18 protein-coding genes are annotated in these 19,971 nt (G+C 52.6%); 3 read left to right on the top strand and 15 right to left on the bottom strand.

Going from position 1 to position 19,971, the window contains the following annotated elements:
- Positions 1 to 7 precede the first annotated feature (7 nt).
- Complete coding sequence (locus E1757_RS09640; RefSeq protein ID WP_133227153.1) at positions 8 to 1,315, bottom strand: ABC transporter substrate-binding protein; 1,308 nt, start codon at positions 1,313 to 1,315, stop codon at positions 8 to 10.
- Between the two features lie 541 nt (positions 1,316 to 1,856).
- On the opposite strand from E1757_RS09640, the gene E1757_RS09635 reads away from it, so the two are divergent.
- Positions 1,857 to 2,903, top strand: coding sequence for a LacI family DNA-binding transcriptional regulator (locus tag E1757_RS09635; protein ID WP_133227151.1), 1,047 nt, complete (start codon positions 1,857 to 1,859; stop codon positions 2,901 to 2,903).
- Positions 2,904 to 2,960: 57 nt separating this feature from the next.
- Here the strand turns inward: E1757_RS09635 and E1757_RS35720 are convergent, their stop codons facing one another.
- From E1757_RS35720 to E1757_RS09625, 3 genes are all read right to left on the bottom strand, one after another.
- Entirely contained in the window at positions 2,961 to 3,137 is a 177-nt protein-coding gene (locus E1757_RS35720) for a hypothetical protein (protein ID WP_165972038.1), read from the bottom strand.
- Between the two features lie 111 nt (positions 3,138 to 3,248).
- Positions 3,249 to 4,307 carry an MDR/zinc-dependent alcohol dehydrogenase-like family protein gene (locus E1757_RS09630; RefSeq protein ID WP_133227149.1) on the bottom strand — a complete coding sequence of 353 codons (1,059 nt, stop codon included), beginning with the start codon at positions 4,305 to 4,307 and terminating at the stop codon, positions 3,249 to 3,251.
- A 44-nt stretch (positions 4,308 to 4,351) separates the two neighbouring features.
- Entirely contained in the window at positions 4,352 to 5,326 is a 975-nt protein-coding gene (locus tag E1757_RS09625; protein ID WP_133227147.1) for a zinc-dependent alcohol dehydrogenase, read from the bottom strand.
- A 383-nt stretch (positions 5,327 to 5,709) separates the two neighbouring features.
- On the opposite strand from E1757_RS09625, the gene E1757_RS09620 reads away from it, so the two are divergent.
- Together E1757_RS09620 and E1757_RS09615 are read left to right on the top strand one after the other, a co-directional pair.
- Positions 5,710 to 6,543 (top strand): AraC family transcriptional regulator, encoded by an 834-nt coding sequence (locus E1757_RS09620; RefSeq protein ID WP_133227145.1) that lies wholly within the window; start codon positions 5,710 to 5,712, stop codon positions 6,541 to 6,543.
- 59 nt (positions 6,544 to 6,602) lie between these two features.
- On the top strand, positions 6,603 to 7,217 hold the full coding sequence (locus E1757_RS09615; RefSeq protein WP_165972037.1) for a DUF1796 family putative cysteine peptidase: 615 nt from the start codon (positions 6,603 to 6,605) through the stop codon (positions 7,215 to 7,217).
- Between the two features lie 137 nt (positions 7,218 to 7,354).
- Here the strand turns inward: E1757_RS09615 and E1757_RS09610 are convergent, their stop codons facing one another.
- From E1757_RS09610 to E1757_RS09560, 11 genes are all read right to left on the bottom strand, one after another.
- Positions 7,355 to 8,887 carry an ABC transporter substrate-binding protein gene (locus E1757_RS09610; protein ID WP_133227141.1) on the bottom strand — a complete coding sequence of 511 codons (1,533 nt, stop codon included), beginning with the start codon at positions 8,885 to 8,887 and terminating at the stop codon, positions 7,355 to 7,357.
- Positions 8,888 to 8,918: 31 nt separating this feature from the next.
- The gene (locus E1757_RS09605) at positions 8,919 to 9,737 is read right to left on the bottom strand and encodes a carbohydrate ABC transporter permease (protein ID WP_133227522.1); all 819 of its coding nucleotides are present in this window, start codon (positions 9,735 to 9,737) and stop codon (positions 8,919 to 8,921) included.
- Between the two features lie 84 nt (positions 9,738 to 9,821).
- Positions 9,822 to 10,814, bottom strand: a complete 993-nt coding sequence (locus tag E1757_RS09600) for an ABC transporter permease (protein ID WP_342774533.1) — start codon at positions 10,812 to 10,814, stop codon at positions 9,822 to 9,824.
- A gap of 190 nt (positions 10,815 to 11,004) precedes the next feature.
- Positions 11,005 to 13,380, bottom strand: coding sequence for a helix-turn-helix domain-containing protein (locus E1757_RS09595; RefSeq protein ID WP_133227139.1), 2,376 nt, complete (start codon positions 13,378 to 13,380; stop codon positions 11,005 to 11,007).
- 258 nt (positions 13,381 to 13,638) lie between these two features.
- A complete protein-coding gene (locus E1757_RS09590; protein WP_133227137.1) occupies positions 13,639 to 14,511 on the bottom strand; it encodes an MBL fold metallo-hydrolase in 873 nt (290 codons plus the stop codon).
- Between the two features lie 72 nt (positions 14,512 to 14,583).
- Positions 14,584 to 15,372 (bottom strand): SDR family NAD(P)-dependent oxidoreductase, encoded by a 789-nt coding sequence (locus E1757_RS09585; RefSeq protein ID WP_133227135.1) that lies wholly within the window; start codon positions 15,370 to 15,372, stop codon positions 14,584 to 14,586.
- A 10-nt stretch (positions 15,373 to 15,382) separates the two neighbouring features.
- Positions 15,383 to 16,387, bottom strand: a complete 1,005-nt coding sequence (locus E1757_RS09580; RefSeq protein WP_133227133.1) for a sugar phosphate isomerase/epimerase family protein — start codon at positions 16,385 to 16,387, stop codon at positions 15,383 to 15,385.
- 49 nt (positions 16,388 to 16,436) lie between these two features.
- Complete coding sequence (locus E1757_RS09575) at positions 16,437 to 17,207, bottom strand: SDR family NAD(P)-dependent oxidoreductase (protein ID WP_133227131.1); 771 nt, start codon at positions 17,205 to 17,207, stop codon at positions 16,437 to 16,439.
- A gap of 43 nt (positions 17,208 to 17,250) precedes the next feature.
- The gene (locus E1757_RS09570; RefSeq protein WP_133227129.1) at positions 17,251 to 18,075 is read right to left on the bottom strand and encodes a sugar phosphate isomerase/epimerase family protein; all 825 of its coding nucleotides are present in this window, start codon (positions 18,073 to 18,075) and stop codon (positions 17,251 to 17,253) included.
- 91 nt (positions 18,076 to 18,166) lie between these two features.
- Positions 18,167 to 19,222 carry an oxidoreductase gene (locus tag E1757_RS09565; protein WP_133227127.1) on the bottom strand — a complete coding sequence of 352 codons (1,056 nt, stop codon included), beginning with the start codon at positions 19,220 to 19,222 and terminating at the stop codon, positions 18,167 to 18,169.
- A complete protein-coding gene (locus E1757_RS09560) occupies positions 19,219 to 19,968 on the bottom strand; it encodes a sugar phosphate isomerase/epimerase family protein (RefSeq protein WP_133227125.1) in 750 nt (249 codons plus the stop codon). The genes E1757_RS09565 and E1757_RS09560 overlap by 4 nt, the downstream gene beginning before the upstream one ends.
- Positions 19,969 to 19,971 lie beyond the last annotated feature (3 nt).

Raw genomic sequence — 19,971 nt, 5'->3', positions numbered from 1 at the left:
GACCGACTTATTTTTTCTTCAAAATTTCGTTGAATTTTCCTTCGATATACGACAGGCCGTTATCGACGGTTTTCTTGCCTTCAAACATAAGCCCGAGCTCGGAATTAAACGTAGCTTCAATCTCCGAGAAAGCCGGCGGCGTTTCCAGAAGGGTCACGTATTTCGTCTCGTCATAGTAGATTTTCGCATGCTCCGGATATTTCAGAATGGCATCCGAGTTGGCGACCGATAGCCTTCCGGGTACCGAGCCCCCGATCTCCGTCATGCGGGCCTGCTGTTCCTTGGAGGCAAGCCATTTCATGAAGGTCCACGCTTCATCCGGATGCTTCGTATTGCTCATAATCGCATATCCGCCGATCCCGAACACGCCGCCGATGCCCTTCGGGCCTTTCGGATTATGAGCGATGTCGAACTCCATCTTGCCCAGAATATTCACGATGCTTCCGCGTGGCAACGAAACCATGGCCGCCTGGCCGCTAACGAAAGCGTCGAACATATTGGCCGGATTGGCTCCCGGTAAACGCATCGCGACCTTATGCTTCTGTACGAGATCCACATAATATTGCAGCGCTTCTTTCCCTTCCGGACTGTTGATCAGCGCTTTGCTGAAATCGTCCGTCATGAACTTGCCGCCCGCGCCATAAATAAACGGCGCTGCGCTGAACAAGCGGTCGGTCACAAGAAAGCCGTATTGGTCGATCTTGCCGTCGCCGTTTTTATCGACGGTCAATTTTTTGGCCGTTTCGAGGAAGTCGTCCCAAGTCCAGCCATCCTTCGGATAAGGAACCTTCATCTCGTCAAATATTTTTTTATTATAATGAATGACGGTGCTGTTCCAGTCCGTAGGCAGGATGTAGAGCTGATCTTTTGCTGAAAACGCTTTTAAAAGATTCGGGGCGAAATCGTCGAGCTTGATTTCAGCGCTGTCCTTTTTCACATAATCTTGAATGCTCAGCAAAGCGCCGGACTGGACGAAATTCGGAAATTCCTCGATCGTCATCCGGATGATGTCCGGGTTTTTTTTCGTTGCGAACTGCGTTTTCATCCTTTGAAAATAAGCGATTTTATCCGGGTCCGGAGTCATCTCGATCTTAATGTTCGGATGCTCCTTCTGAAACATTGGAATCCATTCTTCCTCGTATTTCTTGACGATGGGCGCGGAATGCTGAACGGCAAATTTTAATGTCACGGTTTCTTTTTTCGCTTCCGGCTCTTTCTTGGCGGCGGCCGGAGCTGCCCCGTCTTTACCCGAGGAGCATCCGAGCAATCCGCCTATCAACGTTAATGCGATTGCAGAGGAAATGAGCTTTTTCATAGTAACCTCCAACTCATAAAATTGTACAAACTGAAAATTAGTGCTCCCGTTCGGTCGTGCCTTGCTTTCTTCTGATAAATGACCCCTTATGCCGGTCCGAGCTTAATCTGGAGAAACAACCCCCCCGTAATTCAGAATGATTTGGATCATGATTCTTTGTGACAACGTTATCACATATTCGGAATTATATCACCGTTATTTGGAAATGTAAATAAAATTAGCTCAATCAAATTCGTATAAGATCGTTATATTTTTTGTTTACTTCTACCTCGACATTCGCTAAAATAGATAAGAATAACCTTTCAGGAACGAGCGTGTTTGTCAAGGTTGTGCGAAGCAAAGTATAAAAAAACTTATACTTTTTAATTGCAGAATAATATGACCACGTTGTCATTTTATTCTGAGATTAGGAAATAAACTTGTATCCGGCAAGCCGGTGCTTGCTATCCGTATTCAAATAGCTACATAATAGAGACACGAACCGGAATTTCCAAATGTTCACTAATAAAGTGAAAATCATAATATTGGTTTGAGGTGGAGCATGGTAACCAGCCGCGATGTTGCTAAGCTTGCGAAGGTGTCTGTCTCGACAGTGTCACGGGCCTTTCGCGAGGATGTTTATATAAGCGAGGAAAAGAAGAAGAAAGTTTTCGACGCAGCAATACAACTTGGATATACGCCCAATTTGGTGGCAAGAAGCTTAAAAAATCAAAAAAGCGGCGTGATCGGTCTTATCCTGACGGATATTGATAACATTTTTTTCTCCATTGTCAGCCGCGTTATCGAATCCGATTTAAAAAGACAAGGATATCGGCTTCTCGTTACCTACAATACATACAATAGCGATAATATGGAGCAGGAAGCGGATAATTTGAATTTGTTATCGGCATCGAGAGCGGACGGCATTATTTTTACGCCGAAATCGATAAAAAATCAATCCATCATCGAACGATTCAGAAAACAGGGAATTGCTATGGTCCAAATGTATCGGCTTGCTTATCCGGACATCGACTCGGTATTGATCGACGACCAAAAAGGCGCCTATATGGCCACAAAACATCTGCTCCAGCATGGCCATCGCAATATACTGCTGCTCAGCATCGACAACAGCATATACCAGGACATCCGCGTCCCGGGCAACATATACAGCGACCCGCGTTCCGAAGGCTATAAGAAAGCCATGCAGGAAGAAGGCGTGCCGATTGCGGATGCCAGCATGATGAATTTGCCCGTCCTGATGGACGCGCGTGAAATGATCAAACAGCGGATCAACGAGATCAAGCCGACGGCCATTATCGCCGGCACCAACCTTATTGCCAGAGATGCGATCAAAGCCTGCAAGGAACAAGGGTTTTCGATTCCGAACGATATCAGCATGGTGATGTTCGACGATGTCGATTTCGCTTCGCTGCTCGATATTACTACCGTCTCGCAGCCTATTAACGAGATCGGCCACATCGCCGGCCGCAGCATGATCGACCAGTTGAACAAAAACCGGCCCAACTCGCCGCTGCATGTCTCGTTGGAGCCGATCCTGATTTCCCGCAACTCGGTGCGTAATTTATATCACAATGCGGATAAACAGTGAACTCGTTCAGCTTTGCTGAACATCGGGGAATCAGATGGGGACTCTACCCCACCTGATTCAAGGCCCACTGTCTTCATCCAACATTTCGCCATTGAGCTGCATGGAATAAGCGCGCATCAGATCGATGCCGTTCTCTGCATTCGGCTGTGTCGTACGGTCCGTTTGAGCTTGGGCATCCGGTTCTTGAGCTTCCGATTCCGGAGTATTCGTTCCGTTCTTATTTTCGTTCGGCATCCAGACCACCTCCTTTGTTGAGGTTAGGTTTGCCCAAGGAACGGCATATTTATCCATGACCCGCGACACAAGACGCCATGCGAGTCGAACCGCTCCGAACGCCTTTTCACTTTAATTCCGCCAATCCAAAATAACGCCGAGACAAGCCTGCTTCTCATGCAAAATCGTCTCCCATGCTTCGCCCGCGCGCTCGGCCGGAAATCGGTGAGTGATGAGCGGTTCCGTCTTCAGCCAGCCTTCATCGATGCCCTTCAGCGTCTCATCCATTCTCGCTTTCGTCCAGCCCGACGGCGTATGCAGCGTCATTTCCTTGAGCCGGAGCTTCTGGATATCGACGATCCCCGCCGTCCCGAGAAAGCCCGCGGAAACGATATGGCTGTCCCGCTCCATAAAGGGCATGATCTGCTCCACGGCCTGCATGGAGCCCACTGTGTCGATCACTGCCGATACCGGTCCGGACGCGCTCAGGATGTTGCCGACATCGGCGTTCGACAGGTCGACGCATTGCACCCGCGGGTCCGCATAAGCAAGTCTGGACGCATGCCGCCCGAGCATTATGACCTGTGCGCCCCGGTGCGTCAAAGTTTGCGCCGACCAATGTCCGACCAGGCCGTCTCCGATGACGACCGCTCGGTCCCCGTGCTTGACCGGCGCCCTCGAACCGCAATTATAGCCGACCTGGGTCAGCACCATCCCGGCAAAAGCCGCTGCGCTCCGACCGCCGCCGACCGCCGCCGGAACTCGCGCCGAATAAGGCGCGCCTTGCGCCAAGCCGGCACCTCCGCTGCCCGCGGGCAGCTTCCATACCTGGCTTTCATGGGTGACCGCCGGGTTAATATGACCGCCGGTCAAATTAAACATCCCGGAGATGCGGCTCGTTGCGGCAAAAACCTGGTCCCCCGCCTGCAGATCGCGCACATTCCGGCCTGCCGCCGTAATAACCCCCACCTTCTGGTAGCCGGCCGCAATCGGAAACGGCCACGGGTCTCCGGTCTGGTAAGCCGTTTCGCCTGAAATCCGCTCCCCCCGGAGATACGATGATTCCGTCCCGATGCTGATCCAGGAATACTCCACTTCTACAACGACGTCATGCTCGCCGGGATCGGGAATATCCACATCCTGATACTTCACCTGAAGCCGGTCCGTAAAAACGACAGCTTTACCTTTCACTTGATTCGCTCCTTTTCTGCAGCATTATGCGAGCTGTAACTCCGTTACCGCATGCCCGGCACGAAGCAGACCTTGACCGCCTGCTGGCTGCGCAGCAGCTCGACCGCCCGGTCGTACTGCTCCAGCGGGAGCTGCACGGTCGCCAGCGGAGCCAGCTTCAGCTTGCCGTCTGTAATGAGTCCTAGCGCATATTCCGCCGCTTCGCGGTGATGGCCGGGATAGCCGATCACGGTAAGACTTTTATGGTTCAGCACATAATCTTCGCGCTGAACCGCGAACAAGGCGACCGTTTCTGTCGTATGATCCATAATGTAGCGCACTGCGTCGGCATATCCGACGCAATCGATGGCGATCTCAAAGGCGCCTTCCCCGCCGCGCGGCACGATTTCCTCCGCGCCGGGAGCATAGGCGCGCTCCGCACCGAGCTGCTGCGCCAGCTCGCGCCGCTCGGGGTTCGGGTCGATTCCCGTAACCCGGGCCGCTCCCTCGGCCAGCAGCATCTGCAGAGCAATCAGCCCGGCCGGGCCGAGACCGTTCACGGCGCATTCTTTGCCCGCGATTGGCGTCATTTGCTTCAGCTTCATGACACTGGCGCCGACGCACATCGCCAATTCCAGCGAGGCGACCTGCGTGAAATGCAGCGTCTCCGGAACCGCCAGCAAAAAAGGTTCCCGGATCAGCACATACTCGGCGTAGCAGCCGGGCTCGCTATGACCGGGATCTTTCCAGGCGCTGACGGTTTGACCGATCCGGAATCGGGAGCAGCCGTCGCCCAGCTTGGCGACCGTTCCGGTCATTTCATGACCGGGCTGGCCCGCAGGATAAGGAAACGGAACGGATGCCTGGTGAGTGAACATCGGCTTGCCGTAGTAAATATGCAAATCCCATTGCGGACAGGTCGTCACCGCCGTCACCTTCACTAGCACCTGCCCCGGCCCGGGCTCCGGAATCGGAAGCCGGACGATTTGCGCCTGCCGCTCGCCGACGATTTGCAGCGCTTTCATCGTATTCAAGCTCATCGTGATTCAAACACATCCTTTGCATTAGTTTCAGTATCATTGCCGTCATTGCCGTGTTGTTCCCGTCGCGGCAATCTTTGCTATAATAGAGTGAGTTATGGAAGCGCTTCTATGCTTCTATGTTACATCGCCGGCCGCGTTTTGTATTTGCAAAGAGTATAGGTCTTGCCTGGTTCATGATATGGAGAATATCCCGGTTTATCCGCTTGTTACGCTTGCGATTTAATAAAAATTGACTTTTATATATCCGATTACGACTTTATCGGGTTAAGACCCCCACCTTTAAGGTGGGCCTTGAATCAGGTGGGGTAAGCCCCCATCTGATTCCCCGATGTTCAGCAAAGCTGAACGAGTTCACTTTGCGCCCGCAGGGAGGATCGCCCATGATTCGAACATGCCGTCACGTCAACCCGCAAAAGGAAAAAATGCTGGGAGGCATTCACCCTTACTGGGAGCTGCTGTATGTCATTTCCGGTCAGGTGCAGCTGCAGTGGATGGGTGAAAGCTTCTTGCTGCAGCCGCAAAGCCTTATATTGCTGTATCCCAGCACGCCCCATCAGGTGACCGCTTTAACCGCGGAATGCAGCTTTTGGTTTGCCGAATTGGACGCGGGCAGCGGCGTTTCGGTTCCGGATTTGGAGCAGAGCATCGTATGGAACCGGCAGCAAAGCGCTGCAGCCTCTTTTTATATCGATGAACCGGCTTATGGGGTAACGCTGAATCTCCTGACCTCGGCCATCTGCTCCGGCAGCCTGGAAGCCTCGGATTATAACCGAAAAATCGCAGCTCTGGACTTTCAAAAGCTGCTGCTTATTATAAAAGCCCGGCTGGACCGAAAATCGGATGCGCCGGCTTCATCCGATCCTTCCGCAGCCGACGAGGCCGTCGTTTTCCTGATGCGCTACATGGAAACGGAATACAACAAACCGCTCACCTTGGCCGCCATGTCTGAACTGACGCATTTTAACCCTTCCTACCTGATCCGGATATTCAAAAGATGCAGTGGCGTCACCCCTGCCCAGTATTTGCAATCATTGCGGCTCAATGCGGCCGCCTGCTTCCTGTCCGCCACCGGCCTGTCCGTCGAGGAAATCGCGCTGCGCTGCGGTTACCGGAGCATTCATTATTTCAGTCAATCATTCAAAAAAAATTTTGGCGTGAGCCCAAGCTTGTGGAGATGTCGGATGAACCTTATTTCCCGCAACAGAATAATGTAACACTGGGCCATAGGAATACATGTGCCGGCTCTATTATTCGTTTGCCGGGAGTGAGTGTAATGAAATTGAATGAATGTGCAGGCCGCTATAAAAGCTTTGTGAGCTTGGGTTCCACTTGCCAGGCAGCCTATCAGTTGAGCAGACTCGGATTGCGTCAATTTGCAAGTCCGCTCGACTGGTTTATTTCCGATTCCGTGGATGGCTTGGTTCGACTGCTGCATCATCGGTTTGAAGGTTTTATGAATTTTTCAAATCTCCAGCTGGTCGATAGGACACAGGAATGTTTCGTTATCAAAGATCGTATATACGATATCGCTTCTTATCACGATTTTCCGTTATATATCGGTCGCTGGTGGGATGCATACCCGGCTTTTAAGGAGAAGATGGACCGGCGTGTCGATCGCTTTTGGCGCACGATTCAAAACAAGCCTGTGCTGTTTGTTCGTACCGATACGAGCCGGGAGGAAGCGCAGCAATTGAAACGGGCGCTGAATGCACTAATGCACGGGAATTTCAGATTGCTGATTGTAAACAATAATCCCCATTTTACCCCGGAAGTGCTGGAGGAGAATTGGGGGATTGAAGGCGTTTGCTGTGTAACTGTCCCCGGCGGGTTCGATTGGAGAGGCTCCAATGAGGCCTGGAACCTGGTCATGAGCAGCTTCACGCTATAACGGCTTCTCCATCCATAGGGGACGCGCTCGTTTGCCAAGGTTCGCGGCGCGTATCCCTTCTCAAGCCTAAGGGCGCCGTCCCGCTTGCGGACAGCGCCCTGCACTTACAATGATTCCGATCTGCGCAGACTAACCGCTTATTTTCCTTGCTTTGCCTTCCATGCGTCCAACTGCTTCTGTACTTCGGCCATTACTTTAGGCTGGCCCGCCTTCTTGTATTTCTCGATAAATTCGTTGTATTTTTGCGCAGGGTCGACGGTGCCCGTGCTTAACGACGGCAAATATTCATCCTCCACCGCTTTCATGTTGGCGATTTCGGTTTTGACCGGATCAAGATTAAAGACGAAGCCCGTCAGGACGGAAGGAGTCGCCGATTCGTTAAGCTTTTGCGTTTCTTCCCATGTGCCGGAAGGCTGCCCTTCCTGCAAATACGAGTTGAACACATTACCGAACACCCACGACTGATTCGGAGCGTAGCCGCCGTTCGGAACGCTTTTTACGTGATCCGCATCAACTTTGTTGTAATGCTTGCCCTCGATCCCGTAGCTGATCAGGTTGAACAGCTCTTTATCCGAATTCAACAGCTCCAGGAACATCATGGCCCGCTCGGGATTTTTCGAGTTTCGGCTGATTCCCATCGCGGAGGACAGATTGATCGCCGGCAGCGTAACGCCCGATGTGTACAAAGCGATGACATCGTTGCCGCCCATCGTCACCCTCTCTTCGCCTTCCCGTCCCGGTTTGAGCACGTTATGGAAGATCGCGGCGACTTTTCCCGTCATTTGCAGCTCGGTAATCGATTTCAAGGTAGCTGCGTCCTGGTTGATATAACCTTTTTTATACCAGTCGTGCAGCTTCGGCAGCAGATTCTTGTATTCGGGCGTTTCGTAGGTCGGCACCAGCTTCAGCGATTTATCTCCTCTGTAGACCGATACCCCTGACGTAACGCCTTCGAGAATCGGATTTAACATCCCGCCGGTTGCGCCGTTCCGGCTGACACCGTAAGGAGTAACATCCTTTTCGCCCGCCTTCAGCTTGGCGAAAAACGGTTCCATATCGAAAGGATCTTTAATATCCGCAGGATTCAGCCCGTATTTATCGGCATACCGCTTTTGCACGAGAAAGCCCGATCTCTCCGTCACTGTCTGATAGCTAAGCACGGCATATGTTTTCCCGTCGATTTTCGAGAAGTTCCATACCGATTCCGGACGACTCTTTTTCAGCTTGGGCGCATATTTGTCAATCAGGTCGTCCAGCTGCAGGAAGGCGCCTTTGGCTACGTTCTGGTCCATTTTAAAGTTCCAGTGCGATGTCCAGATGATGTCCATCGGTTCATTGGCCGCTACCATCGTATTCATCTTTTGCTCGTAGCTGCCAATGTCGATCGGCCCCATCTTGACCGTCGCGTTCAGCTTTGCTTTCGTTATTTTGTTAACCTCTTCTTCGATCGTTTTTTGATCCTGCTGCATTTTGTTCATCGGGTAATACCAGATCAGCTCCACCGGCTTCAAATCCGTTTTGCCGTTATCGGCCGTCTTCCCCGGTTGATCTCCCGGCTTGGCCGCTCCACCGCCACCGCCTCCGCCGCCGCTGCATGCGCTCAACATCGCGACACAGAGCAAGCCGGCCATTGTAACCCTCAATCGATTTACTTTTGATAGCGCTGTCATAATTGTCGAAACCTCCGCCCTTATTATAAAATCAACCTTTTAACGAGCCGACCGTCAAGCCTCTTACAAAATATTTTTGGAAAAACGGGAACACGAACAGCATCGGCCCGGCTCCCAATATGGCCATCGCCATGCGAGCCGACAAATTCGGGAACTGCGACATATCGATGGTCATTGTGGACATAAATTCCGTATTCGATTTCAAAAATTCGATCGAGTTCATGACTCTATACAGCAGCAGCTGCAGCGGCACCAGCTTCTCCGCATCGATAAACAGCAGACCCAACCACCAGTCGTTCCAGTAAGTAAAGGAAATAAACAGACCTACTGTCGCCAACGCCGGCGTGGACAACGGCAAAATGAGGGTAAAGAAGATGCGGAACTCGCTCGCTCCGTCCATTTTGGCCGATTCGATAATCTCCAACGGAATTTTTTCCAGAAAGCCTTTCATGACCATGACGAGAAACGGGCTGAGCAAATAAGGCAGGATTAGCGCGCCGATCGTATCTTTAAGGTGCAGGTACTGCGTCACTAAAATGTAGAAAGGTACGAGGCCGCCGTTAAACAGCATCGTGAAAAAAACGTAAAGCGTCGTCACCCTTCTGTAGCGATAATCGGGCCGCGAGATCGTATAGGCCAGCATAGTGGTCAACAGCAATCCGCAAACGGTTCCAAGCACGGTAACGAGAATCGTAATCCCGTAAGCATTGAGCAAAATGCCCGGCGCTTCGAACAGCGTGTTGTAGGCGGCAAGGCTGAATTTGCTCGGTATAAACCGGTAGCCTTCGGAACTGAGGGTCACTTCATTCGTAAACGATACCGAGATGATAAGTACCAGCGGGAGCAGCATAACCAGGGTAAGCGCGGCAAAATAAGCGTGAATCAGCCACTGCAGCGGCGAAGTTTTGGAAAGCACGGTTAGCGTTCCCCCTTCCTACCATAAGGCGTTTTCGTGGTTGATTTTTTTGATGATGGCGTTGGTGCACAGCACCAGTACGAAGCCGACGACCGACTGGTAGAGGCCGACTGCCGTCGACATGCCCAGATCGCCAACGACCTTCAGCGAACGGAACACATACGTGTCGATGACATCCGTAGAGGAGTAAATCATGCCCGAATTGTTCGGAATAAAATAAAACAGTCCGAAATCGGCGCGGAATATTTTGCCGATATCCAATATAAACAAGATCAGGATAAGCGGCGTCAGCAGCGGAATTGTAATTCGGGTAACCATCTGCCATCGTCCGGCGCCGTCGATTTTCGCAGCCTCATACAAGCTCGAATCCAATCCGATGATACCGGCGTAGTAGATCAGTGTGGCAAAACCGACACTTTTCCATAAATGCACCAGATTCAGGATAAACGGCCAATGCTGAGCCTCTTGATACCATTTAATCGGCTCTGCGCCAAATTGTATCAACCATTGGTTAATAAAGCCTTTCTCATGATCGAGAAATGCCAGCGCGATATAGCCGACAACGACCCATGAAAGAAAATGGGGCAAAAACAAGGCCGTCTGGTAAACTTTCATAAAACGCTTGGTTACTTCGTTCAACGCGATCGCAAGCGCCAGGGCGATAACCGTTGTCAGCAAAATAAAGCCCACATTGTACAAAATCGTATTTCTCGTAATCCGGAATGCATCCTCGGAGGTGAAAAAAAACTCGAAGTTTTTAAAGCCGATCCAGTTGCTGCCGAGTATGCCTTTGTCGTAGCGAAAGTCTTTAAACGCCAACACCAAACCGATCAACGGCAAGTATGAAAACACAAGCTTGAACAATACTCCCGGAAGCGACAGAGCCAGCAGCTCCCGGTTTTTTCGGAACGTCCCGCGCTTTCCCGGCGCTTTGCCCGTATAAAGAGCGGAAGCCGTGGCGCTTGGCTGGCTGGCGGATGGAGCCGTGTTGTCCGGATTCAATCGTTTCACCTCTCTTCCCTCAATTAGATCTCCTTGCGTGTACTTGGCTTTTGCCTCCACCGCTTCTTCAACATAATACGGCTAACCGGCCCGCGGCTACTGTCAGTTGTATAGATTTATGCATGTGCCGGTATCATTTTTAAACATTACTGTATGACGGATACATGACTCCCGCATCAACGCCCCGATATTGGCTTGTTCAGCTGAAATCGAGCAGCTGCTTGACCCGGTATTCCTTCGGCGTAACGCCGAATTTCTTCTTGAACTGCCGAAAATACGAGCTTTGATTGCTGAACCCTACCCGGTCCATAATGTCGGTGATGCTGTATTGTTCTTTGCCGAGCAGCTCCAGCGTAATGTTTAACCGAACCCCGTTAATATAGTCCGCCACTGACATGCCGACGCAGTTTTTAAACATTCGTCCCAAGTAAACCGGCGACATTTTGACCATGGAGGCGATCTGCTGCAGATTTAAATTTTTGTCGGCATAATGTTCTTCAATAATTTCCTTGATCGCATCGATCAAAATTACATGCTTATTATCGTCACCCTGCTTCAATTGGTCCAGAAGCCGTTCGACGAGCGAATCGAAAGCTTCCCGGATTTCGTCCAGCTGCTCCATTTCCATGATTCTCCTGTTAAAATCCTGTATATCCAGGTCAATCGGGATGAGCCGGTGGTAATTCATCTCGCGAATCGTGTTGGATACCATTAAGGAAAGCCGCAGCATATTGAACAGCACATGATCCGCATGCAAACCGGCGATACAACCGAAAATCCGGTCCAGTACGGCGGCGATTTGCTGCCGGTTTCCCGCCTTGAGCTCCTCGATAAATTTTTCCTCCAGCTTTTCCGGCATATGAAGCTCCCGGTTGTTCAGATTGCCCTTCACCCGATCCGTTGTAATGACTTGGCCGGTCCCGCATACCATCCGGTATCTGACAAGGCTTAACGCCGAGCCGTAATGCCGGGAAATGTCCTCGTAGCTTGGAATCGGGTCGCTTAGCGCCGCGGTGGAGGAAATCCGGTAAAACGCCAAAATCGTATCCTGAATTTCATGCAGCCGGGCGGCTGCCGCCTTCAGAACGGAATCCCGGTCGGAGGAGCCGTCAACCGAAATAAGCACGGCCAAATGATCGCCGCGCATGTCGACGGTCTCATTGCAAAACGATTTGTCCATGATTTCCTTGGTGATATTCGTTATCGCGAACTTATAAAGCCTGAGATCGGCCTGCTTCGCCTTGCGCGACAGCGCCGAATAATGTTCGATATGAAGCACGGCCAGCAGGTAGGGGCCGTCTGTCTTTAACTGGAGCCGATGCTGATCGATGCATTCCTGCATTTCCGACGGCGTGAGCGAGGCGCTGTCCATGATCAGCTTGCGCACGTAATAATGCTTGACCAGCGACATCTTGGCGAGCGAATCGCGTTCGATGCCGCGCATTTTTTCCAGCACATGCGTATAAACCGAGGACATATAGAGCAGTTCGTCCTTCTCGTTGAATGACGCTTTGTCCTCGCGCCGCGTATTTTTGCGGAATTGCTCCATCAGCGTTTCGATCGGACGGTACAGCTTATGGGAGATAAGCAGCGAAAGGAGCGCCGTCAGCGGCAGAAACAGCATGGTGACGACAATGGACGTATTGCGCATCCGGTCCAGCTTGCCGACGATGCGTTCATACGGCTGAACGATCACGAGCTTCCACTGATAAGTGTCGAAGTTCAGGTGAGAAACGATTGTTTTTTCACCGTTAAACGTACCGATGAAGGTGGATGACATGTTGCTCGACAGCTGGCTTCCGGCCCCTTTATCGGCCAAAGCCGCGGCCAGCGCATTGCTGTTGCTCTTCGGCTCGCGGTTCGGAGTCAAAATGTTACCGCTTTCATCCATAATAAAAATATGATTTCCCGGTTCGTTGCCGATTCCGTTTAACGTCTTCATATTGTCGAACAGCCATTCCGTCTTTACATTGAATATAAGCGCATTTTCCATTCTGCCTTGGCCGGAATTCGGACCGGTCAGCTCGTCATAAATAAAAAAAGAAAACGCATTGATGTCATCGTGATCGTCCGCTCCCCGGCTCATGCGCATCGGAATCAGTCTCAGCTTGGGGATATCGGTTGTCGAACCGATATAGTTTTTCAGCAGCAGCACGTCGGGATCGGTATTTGCAGCCAAGCCGGATGCCGTGGAATAATAACAGCCGCATATGCCGTTGTAGACGACGATCGATTTCAGGAAGGTTGTAGAATCGACGATTTTTTCAAGCCGGCGCAGCTTGTTAACCAGCTCGAACGTCTCGATCTCGTGATGGGTCATTAAGGGCAGGATCTGGTTGTCGGAGAAGGTGGACGTCGCCAAATTTTTGACCAGCTCGTTCATATACCGGATGTTGAAATTCATTTGAGTCAGCACTTTTTTGTTGGCATCCTCCTGCAGGTCAAGCACGACGGATTCCGAGTTATAGTAAAACGTAAACGAAAAAAAGGCCATGAACATAATCATCAATAAAGTGATGGAAAGCAGCATTCGTTGAAAATATTTTCGCGACTTGTACATTTGAAAAAATTTCATCTTGCTCACCCCACATTCACAACATCCATTGATGCTTGAAAAGGCTGCCGCAAGCAGTTGGACTTACCGCTTATGACAGCCCCCGATTGGCAATTGATGTTCAGCATGCTGCATCGGCATTTCGTGAGTCGGCTATTTCAAATCCGTTATCCGATTACGACTTTATCGGGTTAAGACCCCCACCTCTAAGGTTGGCCTTGAATCAGGTGGGGTAGAGTCCCCATCTGATTCCCCGATGTTCAACAAAGCTGAACGATTTCACTGTTCCTTCTTGGTTAACGCTGCCGCGGAAACGTATACGAACCGCTCGAACCTGGCGAGAACATGGCACTTCTGTTCCGGATAATGTTCATACAAATAATCTACGAAGTAGCCGGGCTTCTCGCTGTTTCCGGCAAACATATCGTAATGCAGCGGAATAACGGTCTCCATCTCCGCCGCAACCGCCAGCTCGGCGGCTTCCCGGTAGTTCATGTTGCCGATCAGTCCCTTGGCTCCCCGGAAAGCATCGCGCCCGTTAATCGGCAGCATGCCCAGATCGATGCGTTCGGCCTTCAGGCTGTCGATCAGACCCGGATAAATGACCGTATCCCCGGCATGGTACAGGGTAACGCCGTTAAGCTCCAATAAATACCCGACAAACCGGTGATCGCGGGACGGCTCATAGTCCAGCTCTTCATGCGCGGCAGGCACCGGCTTGATCCTGACGCCGTCGCCTTCCCGCCATTGCCCGGTTACCGCATCCAGCAGCCGTTCGGACTGTACCCCCAAATCCAGCATTTGCCCGCGGCAAAAACCGGGAGCCATAAATACGGTGCCGCCGTTTCGAGCCAGCACGCCGAGTGTGGATGGGTCCAGGTGGTCGCTATGCTCGTGCGTGATCAAGCAGTAAGTCGCGTTCGTTACGTCCTCCGGCCGGAACGGCGCCTGGAACACTCTGGATTTCTGGGCTGCCAAATAAGGGTCGATATAAATGATGGTGTTTCCACCCTTAATGACGACGCTCTCCTGGCCAAGAAACCAAATGGCCAGCATGCCGTAAGGCACATGCGTTTCGTTCATTTCGCGAATCATTGCGTCACCGGTGCGTTTGTTGTCGGTTTGGTTGGTCACGGATCTAACTCCTCCCATTTATAAGTGCTCCTCACTTATTCGACGCTCGATGCTTGGTAATCCTCCCCGAGAAAAAAATAAGTTCGATTGTTATCCGTTCCAGCAAACGACCGTTTCGCCCGTCAAAAAGTCGGACTGCGGTCCGCAAAGAAACATCACGATGTTCGACATGTCCTCCGGCTGCGCAATCCGCTGCAGCCTCGATCGTCCTTCCTGGTTGGTCACGGTTCTCGTCGCCAAAAAACGGGCTGTATAGGTCGGAGCCGGAGCGATTGCGTTGACATTGATATCGAACGGCCTCAGCTGCTCGGCCAGGCAGCGCGTATAATGGGAAATCCCCAATTTCGCCGCCGCGTATATAATTCCTCCGCGAACGGGCATATGGGCTGCGGTCGAGCCGACATTGACGATTTTTCCAGAACGGCGCTCACGCATATGCAGCCCGGCAAATTTGCACGCAAACATGGTGGACAGCAGATTGCGGTCCACGACGGAGCGGATATCTTCCACGGATATATCCAGCGCATCGTTCGGCTCCGGACGCGGCGTATGAAGTCCGATGTCCCCGCCGGCGTTGTTGATCAAAATATCGATCGAGCCGAGCGTTTCGATCGATTGGCGGATCAGCGCCTCCACCTGCTCCGGATCGGACATATCCGCTGCGATAAATTTAGTTTTGACGCCATGCGCGGAAGCCAGTTCTTCCGCCACTGCGCTGCCCGACGCCGCTTCGTTGAATCGCGCCGCCGCTTCTTCATTTACGTCATGAATAATAACATTGGCACCCGCACGAGCTAACTGTTCCGCATATTGTCTTCCAAGCCCCCGGCTGGAACCGGTTACAATTGCATTTTTCCCGCTTAAATCTGTCGCTGCCATGCTTATCACCTCATCGGATTATAGGTATAACTTGCGCTTGCGCTTGCTTATACGGTTTTATCAGGTTGGTCAAATAAGCAATCCCGGCGTGCAGTTCCCCGATCTCGTACTCGGCGATTTCATCCGGCGAGGCTCCTTTCTCGAATGGTGTTCTCCAATCGCCCCTGTGTCTGGCATGATCTTCGACAAATCGGAGCAGGCGGGTCAATTGGCGGGCTGAACGCTCCGGATATTCCGTCCAGAAATCCTCCTCCAGCACCCGTACGTGCCTGGCCTCCAATGCGCCGTGCTCGACCGACATCGTCACCTGCGGGTTAGCATCGTTAAAGATGCGCAGCAATTCGGGAAAGTTGATCACTCCCTGCCCGAGCGGCTTGCGGACGAGCCGGAATCCTTCTTCCGATCCATAAATCGCATATTCCTTCAAATGCACATTTTTTACATACGGGGCGACTCGACGGAAAAAATCGACCGGTTCTTCAGCCGTCGCCAGAGGGTTGCCGGTATCGAGCGTAATTCCGAAACGGTCGGAGCCGATCGTTTCGCAGAGCCAGATCAGCTCCTCGGACGCCAAATCCTGGTGGTTTTCCACGCTAAGGCTGGGACCGGCCGGGTCCGCCGAATCCATTACTTCCTGGAATGAGCGCAAAATAGTTTGAAGAAACGGCTGCCAGGTGCCTGCCATATGCCGGCGGTCACCGCCGAACTTGGCACCGCCGACGACCGTTCTGACTGTCTGAGCCCCTACGCGCTTCGCAAGCTTCATCGCTTCGATCAGACTGGCCGGTTCGTAGCCACCTGCGGCTACGTTAATAAACAACCCTTTCTGCTGCGCGTAACCTGCTATCTCATCGGGATCGCCGCTCTGTACGATGCCGTACGGAATCTCGGCTCCCTCAAGCCCATACGATTCCGCCGTCTGCAGAAGCTCCATCGCGGTGATGCGCTCCCGGTTTACGCCTGGACGAATCCCCATTGCATATACGGTCCCGTTTACCGTAAGCCCGAATTTCATGACAATCGCCTCCTGATAAATCGCTGTATTCGGCTGTTCAGCCGACAGTTCATAGCCCGAGTCCTCCGTTGATGTGAAGCTCGGTGCCGGTTATTTGGCTGGCTTCGTCGGATAGCAGGAAGACCGTTCCGTAAGCCATATCCTCCGGCGTCTGCATACGGCCGCTCGGTATGCTCGACTCGGCTCTTTTGCGCAATTCATCGGGACTCAAGCCCCTGTTCTGGTGCAGCTCGATCTCGCCTTCGGAAGCTACCCAGCCGACCGTAATCCAATTGGACCGGATATGGTCCCTGCCATAATGACCGGCGATATGGCGGTTCAAGGTCAGCATGGCTCCCTTCGAGCACGAATAAGCGGCAAGCTCCTTCCCGCCCTTGTAGCCGTTCGTCGAACCTATTTGGACGATGGAGCCTCCGCCCGTCTTCAGCATGGACTGAATCGCATACATCGAACAGAAAAACGCGCCTTTTATATTGACCGCGAATATCGAATCGAACATCTCCTCCGGCGTATCGGTCATCGTTCCGCGCGGAAATATGCCGGCATTATTGACCAGACCGTCAACCCGCCCGAAGCGGGCGACCGTTTCCTCGATCAGCTGCCTGCAAGCCGGCTCCCTGCTGATGTCTCCTTTTACAAATAGCGCTTCAGCCCCGTATTTCTCTTGAATGTCATGAACAACCCGCTCCCCGTCCCGCTCGTTTCTTCCGTTGATCACGACGCGCGCCCCTTCGCTGGCCGCCATCAGCGCAATGCCCGCTCCGATTCCTTTGGTTCCTCCCGTAATGACGACAACCTTTTCCGCTAAACGGTTACCCATCGAACTTCATGCCCCTCTCCTAGTGACTTTTTGAACAGCCTCTTTATAAACGGTACGTATTGAAGATCGTATCCAAGCCCATTTTGGCGACCTCAATGGCGCTCTTCACGCCGAAGCTTTCGATAAACAATTCCAGCGACAAATATCCGCTGTAGCCGATTTCGTACAAAGAGCTCGCAAGCTGCCGCGACGGCGCGCTGCCTTCGCCCGGGAATACCCGGTCCCGATCGGCGATCGCCTCTCTGGCCGGCGCTGCGGGATAATCGTTCACATGTACGATGCCGATTCGTCCCCCGTTCAAATAGCGCAGCCCGTTCATGCCGCTGCCTCCGGTATACATATGGAACGGGTCAAGCAGAAGCTTGGCGTCGGGCACGCCGCTTTCCATCGCCACATACACGGCTTCATGAAGTTTGGAGAGCGTCTGGGCCCGTCCCCAAAATTCCAGGTACGGGTCGACGCCAATCCGTTTCGCCAAATCCGAAAGCTCCGCATAATGCGCCGCCATTCTGTTTAGCGTTACAGGCCCCACGTTTCCGAACGGCGGCGCCGCCACAGCCGTGCAGCCCAGTTCGGCAAGCATGATCATCTCCCGCTCGGCCTGCTTCAAACCTTTCGCTCTTTCGGCATCATCCGCATCGGCCCATTTAAAAAACGCGATCGCGTTAACAACCGGTATGCCGGTGTCGTCTATATGCCGCTTCAGCTCCCGGATCGTTCCTCCATTGGATAAATAGGCATCCACATCCCTTACCCAAATTTCAATGCCTTCATAGCCGGCCTCCGCCGCTGTTCGTACTTGCTGCCTGATATCCAGCTTGAAAGGAAACAAGGTCGAGGCATTCAATGCCGTTTTAAAAGGAAACATCGGACTCCTCCTTTCTATCTTTCATGAAAGTCCGGTGAGTAACTGCGCTTCGCGAGCGGATCATTCTTCCGATCGCTGTTGTCCCCGGACTTTAAAGTTCCACCTGCATCGTTCTTTGTTCCCGGCTGCTCTGCAGCGCCAGCTCGATCAGGCGAATGGCCGATCGCGCTTGCTCCGGCTTTACCTCGAGCTCGGCAATCCCCCTGATATGATCGGCGATATTTTGATAATAGGACGTATAAGAGCCGGGAAGCGTCTCCATGCGGCCTTCCACATGAAGTCCGCCTATGGAGGTGTTCAGCTTGGCCCACAGCTCCGCCGGCTCCATCCCCCAGCCTGGGGCCGCCGGCGTCAAGCCCCGCTTCAACGCTTCCTCCTGCGGATCGATGCCGTATTTGACGAAAGAACCTTTCGTTCCGTGCAGAGCATAGCGCGGACTCGGCTCACGGACAAGCTGCGACGATTGCAGATTCACCTTCAGCCCGCTTTCGCAGCCCAGCGTCACATCGAAATAATCGTCCGCCAGGGAGCCTTCCCGCTGAATCCGGATGTCCGCGCGAATCGTCTGCGGGAGCCCGAATAAGCAGAGCGCCTGATCAAGAAAATGCACCCCGAGATCATAAAACACGCCGGCTCCAGGCGCTTCGCTGTTTCGCCATCGGCCTGCCGCCGCGATCGGATTGTAGCGATTCCAGCGAAACTCGCATTCGGTTACACGGCCGAGCAGCTCCTGTTTGAGCAGCTCGCGGATCGTCAGAAAATCACCGTCCCAGCGGCGGTTATGGAAAACGCTTAGCACTTTACCTTGTTCCTTTGCCAGAGCGATCAGCTCATCGGCTTCGGCCGAGGTCGTCGTAAACGGCTTTTCTACTACAACATGCTTTCCCGCCAGAAGCGCGTCCTTCACAAACGGATAATGATCGGTGCTCGGCGTCGTGACGACGACCAAGTCTATGGCGTCATCCTCATACAAGTGCCGGACATCGGGAACTACCTTGACCCACGGGTACCGCTCTTTGGAAGCCGCGGTACGGCGTTCCACCACTGCCGCCAGCTTCAAATCGGGCACGCAGGTAATGACCGGCGCATGGAAGGTCCGGCCGGCGAAGCCGTATCCGATCAATCCGACCCGAATGGGCTCGTTCATTCCACAAACCCCATTTTTTTCAAGTTGCGGAAGCTGATCTCCAGACTTTCGAAAGCCGAGCGCCGGGAGCCGTCCTGCTCGACGACCAGCCATTTCGTGCCGATTTCCTCCGCCGCCTTAACGATATCGTTGAAGTCAAGAATGCCTTCCCCGATTTCCGCAAAAAACTGCTCCTCGCCCGGCTCCATATCCTTGATGTGGAGGAGCGGACAGCGATCCGGCAGCCTGCGCAAATATTCCGCCGGATCTTCGCCGCCCCTCTTCACCCAGTATGTATCCAGCTCCATCTTGACCAGCTCGGGATCGGTTTCGCGAAGTAAAATATCGTACGCATATTCGCCGTCATACCTCGTAAACTCCCAGTTATGGTTATGATACAGAAATTGAATGCCCCGTTTGCGGCAGTTTTCGCCGATAAGGTTAAACTGCGCCGCCGATTCGATAACCGCCTGCCTGGAGTCGAATTTGGAGGAATGCGCGATCCAGCCCCCGCCCACTTCCTGCAAATAATCGATTAACGCGTCAAGACCGTCGGTCAGCACATCGATTCTTGCATGAGCGCTGATGACCTGAAGCCCCAGCCTTTCCAGGTGGCCTTTCTGCTGGCCGATCGTCATGCCTTCCGGGGGCGGTCCCAGTTCAATTCCGTGATAACCGATCTCCGCCACCTTTTCCAATGAACCCAAGTAATCCTGCTTCATTTCTTCCCGTATCGTATACGGCTGTACCGCTACCGGAAATTTCATGAT

It is taken from the genome of Paenibacillus piri (assembly GCF_004354045.1).
Taxonomy (GTDB): domain Bacteria; phylum Bacillota; class Bacilli; order Paenibacillales; family NBRC-103111; genus Paenibacillus_S; species Paenibacillus_S piri.
This window is presented reverse-complemented; position numbering and strand designations above follow the sequence as displayed.

Coding starts and splice junctions, on each gene's coding strand:
- E1757_RS09640 (WP_133227153.1), bottom strand. CDS start 1,315: ATGAAAAAGCTCATTTCCTCTGCAATCGCATTAACGTTGATAGGCGGA.
- E1757_RS09635 (WP_133227151.1), top strand. CDS start 1,857: ATGGTAACCAGCCGCGATGTTGCTAAGCTTGCGAAGGTGTCTGTCTCG.
- E1757_RS35720 (WP_165972038.1), bottom strand. CDS start 3,137: ATGCCGAACGAAAATAAGAACGGAACGAATACTCCGGAATCGGAAGCT.
- E1757_RS09625 (WP_133227147.1), bottom strand. CDS start 5,326: ATGAGCTTGAATACGATGAAAGCGCTGCAAATCGTCGGCGAGCGGCAG.
- E1757_RS09620 (WP_133227145.1), top strand. CDS start 5,710: ATGATTCGAACATGCCGTCACGTCAACCCGCAAAAGGAAAAAATGCTG.
- E1757_RS09615 (WP_165972037.1), top strand. CDS start 6,603: ATGAAATTGAATGAATGTGCAGGCCGCTATAAAAGCTTTGTGAGCTTG.
- E1757_RS09610 (WP_133227141.1), bottom strand. CDS start 8,887: ATGACAGCGCTATCAAAAGTAAATCGATTGAGGGTTACAATGGCCGGC.
- E1757_RS09605 (WP_133227522.1), bottom strand. CDS start 9,737: ATGCTGCTCCCGCTGGTACTTATCATCTCGGTATCGTTTACGAATGAA.
- E1757_RS09595 (WP_133227139.1), bottom strand. CDS start 13,380: ATGAAATTTTTTCAAATGTACAAGTCGCGAAAATATTTTCAACGAATG.
- E1757_RS09590 (WP_133227137.1), bottom strand. CDS start 14,511: ATGGGAGGAGTTAGATCCGTGACCAACCAAACCGACAACAAACGCACC.
- E1757_RS09585 (WP_133227135.1), bottom strand. CDS start 15,372: ATGGCAGCGACAGATTTAAGCGGGAAAAATGCAATTGTAACCGGTTCC.
- E1757_RS09580 (WP_133227133.1), bottom strand. CDS start 16,387: ATGAAATTCGGGCTTACGGTAAACGGGACCGTATATGCAATGGGGATT.
- E1757_RS09575 (WP_133227131.1), bottom strand. CDS start 17,207: ATGGGTAACCGTTTAGCGGAAAAGGTTGTCGTCATTACGGGAGGAACC.
- E1757_RS09570 (WP_133227129.1), bottom strand. CDS start 18,075: ATGTTTCCTTTTAAAACGGCATTGAATGCCTCGACCTTGTTTCCTTTC.
- E1757_RS09565 (WP_133227127.1), bottom strand. CDS start 19,222: ATGAACGAGCCCATTCGGGTCGGATTGATCGGATACGGCTTCGCCGGC.
- E1757_RS09560 (WP_133227125.1), bottom strand. CDS start 19,968: ATGAAATTTCCGGTAGCGGTACAGCCGTATACGATACGGGAAGAAATG.